Annotated in this window: 4 protein-coding genes; 2 read left to right on the forward strand and 2 right to left on the reverse strand. The window is 74.8% G+C overall.

The genetic code is table 11. The features are described from left to right. Positions 1-154: 154 nt before the first annotated feature. Positions 155-802 carry a TetR family transcriptional regulator gene (locus ACFCX4_RS33805; protein ID WP_376150889.1) on the reverse strand — a complete coding sequence of 216 codons (648 nt, stop codon included), beginning with the start codon at positions 800-802 and terminating at the stop codon, positions 155-157. 456 nt (positions 803-1,258) lie between these two features. Between ACFCX4_RS33805 and ACFCX4_RS33810 the strand changes: the two genes are divergently transcribed. Further along, on the forward strand, positions 1,259-3,679 hold the full coding sequence (locus ACFCX4_RS33810) for a PQQ-binding-like beta-propeller repeat protein (protein WP_376150893.1): 2,421 nt from the start codon (positions 1,259-1,261) through the stop codon (positions 3,677-3,679). A 58-nt stretch (positions 3,680-3,737) separates the two neighbouring features. Here the strand turns inward: ACFCX4_RS33810 and galE are convergent, their stop codons facing one another. Next, complete coding sequence (galE, locus tag ACFCX4_RS33815; protein ID WP_376150891.1) at positions 3,738-4,727, reverse strand: UDP-glucose 4-epimerase GalE; 990 nt, start codon at positions 4,725-4,727, stop codon at positions 3,738-3,740. Positions 4,728-5,007: 280 nt separating this feature from the next. Here galE and ACFCX4_RS33820 point away from each other — a divergent pair, with 280 nt between their 5' ends. After that, a complete protein-coding gene (locus ACFCX4_RS33820) occupies positions 5,008-6,102 on the forward strand; it encodes a S1C family serine protease (protein WP_376150895.1) in 1,095 nt (364 codons plus the stop codon). The last annotated feature ends 61 nt before the right edge of the window (positions 6,103-6,163 follow it).

A 6,163-nucleotide genomic window follows, 5' to 3' on the forward strand; every position in this document is an offset into this window, starting at 1 on the left:
AGTCCCCGAACCGGGGACGACCGCCCACAGGCATGTCGTGGCGCGCTGCGGACCGTCGGCGGACCTCCCCCGAGGACACGGCCGCCGTCCGTCGTACCCCGGACAGGAGGCCGGGGCGCGCGCGAAGCGGAAGGGTGGGTCGAAGCGGATCGGTCTACTTGGGCGCCTTCTTGCCGGTGACGCCCAGGTACACCAGGGGAGCGAGGTTGGGCTTGAGGTCCTTGACCTTGACGCCCCAGGAGGTGAAGGCCTTCTGGTGCTCGGCCGCGGAGGCGAGCAACGAGACCAGTGACCCGGCGACGGCGGCCGGATCCAGCGATTTGTCGGACTGACCCTTCGCCTGGAGTTCCTTGACGGCATCCGTGAGCGGCTTGGCGACCGCGTTGAGGACGGTCATGCGGATCTTGAAGAACCGCTTGTCCCCTTCGGCGGCACCGAGCGTGACCACTCGGAGAATGGCGTCGTTCTTGCGCCAGAAGGCGAGGAATCCGTCGACCAGTTCTTCCGAAGTGGCCGTGCCGGACTTCCCTGCCCAGGACTTTCCGGCCACCAGCTCTTTGAGCGTGTCGGCGTCCTTGGCCATTTCCTCGGCGATTTCGAGGACGGCGCCCTCGACATCCGGGAAGTACTGGTAGAAGGTCGCGGGGGAGGTACCCGCCATACGGGCGACGTCGATGACCTTGACGTCCCGATAGGGCGACGTGCTGAGCATCTCGCGGAGGCAGTCGAGCAGCTTCTGCCGCGTCTCCTGTCCGCGTCGCCCGGCGACGCGACCGTCGACGGTGCGAACTTGTCCTGTCATGCCGTCAGCTTACCGTGGCCCGATCTTGGCGCGATTCGGTGATGTGACAATTACTCCGGTCGGGGGTTGGTATAGCCGTCCGGAGGCCTTCGGAGGGATATTCACGGGCCCCCGCGGCCCTCCTTGACGCCCCCCCGTGCACCGATGACCCCACAGGGTGACGAACCCTTCGCTGAGGGGTTATCGCGTAACGGAGCGTGACCGGTCGGCCGGGGGTGTGAGCTGGCCCTCTCTGCGGTCCCGGGCGTGTCGGGTGCAAGTCGGGGGCGGAGCGGACGTCAGAATCCGGCCGTTCCGTGGCCGGTGGCCGGGCGGCGGGCCCTCCCGCGGGCCGGACGGTGCTCTGGGCGGGGGAGGTTGGAGATGGGCCCGGCGGCATTGGAGAATCGGGTCGGCACCACGCGGCGGGTGCTCGGCACCACGCGGGCGGTGCTCAAGACGGGGAGGTGGCAGCGGGTGGACCAGCTGACGGCGCACGATCCGAGGCGGATCGGGCCCTTCGAGGTGCTGGGGCGGCTCGGGGCGGGCGGCATGGGCCTGGTCTACCTGGCACGATCGCCCGCCGGACGGCGGGTGGCGATCAAGACGGTCCGGGGGGAACTGGCCGAGGACGAGCTGTTCCGGGTCCGCTTCGCGCGGGAGATCGCGGCCGCCAAGACGGTCGGCGGCTTCTACACGGCGGCCGTGGTCGACGCCGACCCGGACGCCCGGGTGCCCTGGCTGGCGACCGCGTACGTCCCGGCGCCGTCCCTGGAGGACCTGGTCACCGAGTGCGGGCCGCTGCCGGTCGGGGCGGTGCGCTGGCTGGTGGCCGGCATCGCCGAGGCCCTGCAGTCCATCCACGCGGCCGGGCTGGTCCACCGCGACCTCAAGCCGTCCAACGTCCTGGTGGTCGAGGACGGCCCCCGGGTGATCGACTTCGGTATCGCCGCCGGGGTCTCCAGCACCCGGCTCACCATGACCAACGTGGCGGTCGGCACCCCGGCCTACATGTCGCCGGAGCAGGCCCGGGACAGCCGCGGCGTCACCGGTGCCAGCGACGTCTTCTCGCTCGGCTCGCTGCTGGTGTTCTGTGCCACCGGCCACCCGCCCTACCGGGGGGCCAACCCGGTCGAGACGGTGTTCCAGCTGCTGCGCGAGCAGCCCGACCTCTCCGGCCTGCCGGCGGAGCTGGCCGACCTGGTGCGCGCCTGCATGCGGCCGTCGCCCGAGCACCGGCCGACGCCGGAGCAGATCCAGGTGGAGCTGGCCCCGCACCTCTTCTCGCGGGACGACGCCTCCGGGGAGGCGGGGGACTGGCTGCCGCCCGACGCGCTCGCCCTCATCGAGCGCAAGCGCGGCCGGCGCCGGCCGCCGCCGGCGGCGCCCGGCCACGGCTCCGGGCACGGGCCCGGCCACGGTCCGGTCCAGGGCGTCCCGCCGCAGCCCGCGCCGCACCAGCAGCACCCCCGGCACCCGTCCGGCCCGCAGCCCGGACCGCAGCCGTTCCCGGCCCCGCACACGGGCCCGGGCGACCCGCGCACCCGGCCGATCGCCGGGCACGCCCCGCCGTCGGCCGGTCCGGTGCACGGCGCCCCGCCCGCCCCGGACACCGAGGCCGCCACCGAGAAGCTGGCCGCCCCCAGCCGGCACCGCCGGCCCGTCGCCGAGGCGGGTGACGAGGTGCGGCTGCCCGGCGCCTCGGTCCGGATAGGGCCGGGGCCGCGCGCCGAGCAGGCCGGCCCGGGCGCGCCGCCCGCCGAGACCGACTGGGTCCGGCGGATCACCCCGCCCCCGGCCCGCGCCTCCCGCTGGCGGCCCTGGCGGTTCCGGATGTCCAACGACGTCTGGGGCACCCCCGTGGTCGCCGACGGCACCCTGTTCGTCTCCAGCTTCGAGGTGCACGCCCTGGACATCGCGTCCGGGCAGCGCCGCTACAAGACCCGGGACGTCGCCTGGGCGCTCGCCGTGGACGCCGGTCGGGTGCACGCGGCCGACGGCCCCCACCTGTACACGGTCGACGTCGCGGACGGCACCGAGCGCTGGCGGCACTCGCTGGACGGCTGGGTGTACGCGCTGGACGCGGCCGACGGCGTGCTCTGCTGCGGCGTCCGGGGCGGCGGCGTCCAGCTGCGCGCCGCGGCCACCGGGGCCGAGCTGTGGCGGGCCGACGACGCCCAGCAGGACTACGAGAACCCGCAGTCCGGCCCCGCCCTGGTGGGCGGCGCGGCGTACTACTACGGCGGCGGGCGGCTGCGCTGCGTGGACCCGCGCGGCGCCGGCCTGCGCTGGTCGGTCCCGGTCGGCGAGGACGTGCCGTCCCGCCCGGCGGAGCGGGCCGGGGTGCTCTACGTGACGGCGGGCACCCGGGTGTACGCGCTGGACGCGGCGAGCGGTGCCGAGCGCTGGCGCTTCGAGGCCCCGGTGCTGCTGTTCACGCCGCCGGCGCTGGACGCCGACGCGGTCTACGTCGCCGACTACCTCGGCACCGTCTACGCGCTGGACGCGGCCACCGGCCGGGACCGCTGGCGCGCTGCCACCGGCACCCGGCACGGCGCCGAGCCGGTGGTGGTCCGGGACGGCACGGTGCTGGCGGGCAGCGGCGAGGTGCTGTTCGCCTTCGACGCGGCGGGCGGCCGGGAGCGCTGGCGGTACACCGCGCGGGACGAGATCGTCGGCTCCCCGGCGGTCGCGGACGGGCTGGTGCACCTCGGCAGCCGGGACCACTCGCTGCACACCCTGGACCTGGCCAGCGGTCAGCTGCGCTGGGAACTGGGCACCAAGGGCGAGCTGACCGGCTCGCCGGTCGCGGTCGGCGGAAAGGTCTTCGTCGGCAGCAAGGACCGCTGCGTGTACGCGCTGGACGCCTTCTACGGCACGGCGGTGCCCTCGCACTGAGCGGCCGGGCGCCGCTGGCCCGGGGCGGCGGCCGCCCGGCGTGATCGGAGAGGGAGGCCTAGCGGAGGCGGGCCCCGGGGTGGCGGGCGCACCAGCCCTCCCAGGCGGAGGCCACCATCTCCTCGACCCCGTACCGGGCGCTCCAGCCCAGCTCGCGGCGGATCAGGCGGGCGGAGGCGACCACCCGGGCCGGGTCGCCGGGGCGGCGCGCGGTGATCTCCGGGGTGGTGTCGTAGCCGGTGACCCTGCCGATCACGTCCAGCATCTCGCGGACGCTGACGCCCTCGCCGCGCCCGATGTTGAGGGTCAGCCGGGTCCCGCCGGGCGGGTCGCCGGCCAGCCGGCGGGCCGCCGCGACGTGCGCCGAGGCGATGTCGCCGACGTGCACGAAGTCGCGGACGCAGGTGCCGTCGGGGGTCGGGTAGTCGGCGCCGAAGACCCGTGGGGCCCGGCCGGCGGTGAGCCGTTCGAAGACCATCGGGATCAGGTTGTGGACGCCCGCGTCGGAGAGCTCCGGCGAGGCGGCGCCGGCCACGTTGAAGTAGCGCAGCGAGACGGTGGACAGGCCGTGCGCCCGGCCGGCCGCCGCGACCAGCCACTCGCCGGCGAGCTTGGTCTCCCCGTACGGGTTCATCGGCGCGCAGGGGTCGGCCTCGGTGACCAGGTCGACGTCCGGCATGCCGTAGACGGCGGCGGAGGACGAGAGGAGGAAGCGCCGCACCCCGGCCCCGACGGCGGCCTCCAGCACGTTCTGCAGACCGGTGAGGTTCTCCCGGTAGTAGTGGAAGGGCCGCTCGACCGACTCGCCGACCTGCTTCTTCGCCGCGAAGTGCAGCACCCCGCGCACGTCGTGCCCGCGCAGCACCGCGTCGACGGCCGCCCGGTCCAGGGTGGAGCCCTCGATCAGCGGGACGCCGTCGGGCAGCCGGGCGCCGGGGGTGGCCGTGCTGAGGTCGTCCAGGACCACGGCCCGCTCGCCGGCCGCCACGAGCTGCCGCACCACGTGCCCGCCGATGTATCCGGCACCACCGGTGAGCAACCAAGTCATGGCCGGAATCCTATGGCCTGCCGGTGACGGGCCCCGTCCCGCGGACGGGCGGTGAGTGCCGCCGGGGTGCCGTGGGCGCGTCGCAGCCGGGGATTCGGACATTTCGGTGAAATGCTCACAAAGATCTCTGCGTAGCGTCCGAGCGGCCCGTCACGGCCGCGTGCCGAGGAACCCGGAGGCCGTCACGGTGAACCGCCAGAAGAACCCCACCCGCCCGTTCCCCGGAGGCCCGCGCCAGGCCGGACCGCGCCCGACCGGGCCCAGGGGGTTCGGGGCCCGGCTGGTCGCGCCGGGGGCGGTCGCGGCGGCGGCCGCGCTGGTGCTGGCCGGCTGCAGCAGCGGCTCGTCGTCGTCCTCGTCGTCGTCCCCGGCCACGTCGGCGGGCGGCTCCCCGGCGGCCTCCTCCTCCGGTGCCTCCGCCGCCGCCCCCCAGGCGGGCGGCGGCAACCAGCTGCAGAGCGACTACCAGCGGGTGATCAAGGCGGTGCTGCCCTCGGTGGTGCAGATCACCACGGCGAGCGGGCTCGGCTCCGGCATCGTCTACGACGACAAGGGCGACATCGTCACCAACGCCCACGTGGTCGGCACGGCCACCGCCTTCACCGTCACGCTGGCCGGCAGCACCAAGGCGCTGGACGCCACCCTGGTCGCCAGCTACCCCGACTCCGACCTCGCCGTGATCAGGCTCGCCAGCCTGCCCCCCGGGCTCAAGCCGGCCGTCTTCGGCGACTCCGCCAAGGTCGAGCTGGGCCAGATCACCCTCGCCATGGGAAGCCCGCTCGGGCTCTCCAGCAGCGTCACCCAGGGCATCGTCTCGGCCACCGGCCGGACCGTCTCCGAGCCGCGCACCGAGGGCTCGCCGGGGGCCACCATCGGCAACATGGTGCAGACCTCGGCCGCCATCAACCCCGGCAACAGCGGCGGCGCCCTGGTCAACCTGGACAGCCAGGTGATCGGCATCAACACGCTCGCCGCCACCGAGCCGGACGCCAACGGCGCCGCCGCCCCGGGCATCGGCTTCGCCATCCCGGCGTCCACCGTGACCGGCATCGCCGACCAGCTGATCAAGGACGGCAAGGTCTCCAACTCCGGCCGGGCCGCGCTCGGCATCACCGCCCGGACCTACTTCGACCAGGACTTCCGCCCGGCCGGCGCCGTGGTGGTCGCCGTCTCGCCCGGCGGTCCGGCCGCTTCCGCGGGCCTCCAGACGGGGGACGTGATCACCAGGATCGGCGACAGCCCCGTCGACTCGCTGAACTCGCTCACCACCGCGCTGGCCTCGCTCGCGCCGGGCAGCAAGGTCACCGTGGCCTACACCCGGGACGGCCGGAGCCAGACCGCCGAGGTCACCCTCGGCACCCTGGAGACGCCCTAGGGCGCGCCCTGGGGCGATCGAGCCCCCGGACGGCGGCCGGCCGGCACACCGCGCAAGGGTT

Origin of the sequence: Kitasatospora sp. NPDC056327 (assembly GCF_042261735.1) — a bacterium.
Taxonomy (GTDB): Bacteria; Actinomycetota; Actinomycetes; order Streptomycetales; family Streptomycetaceae; genus Kitasatospora.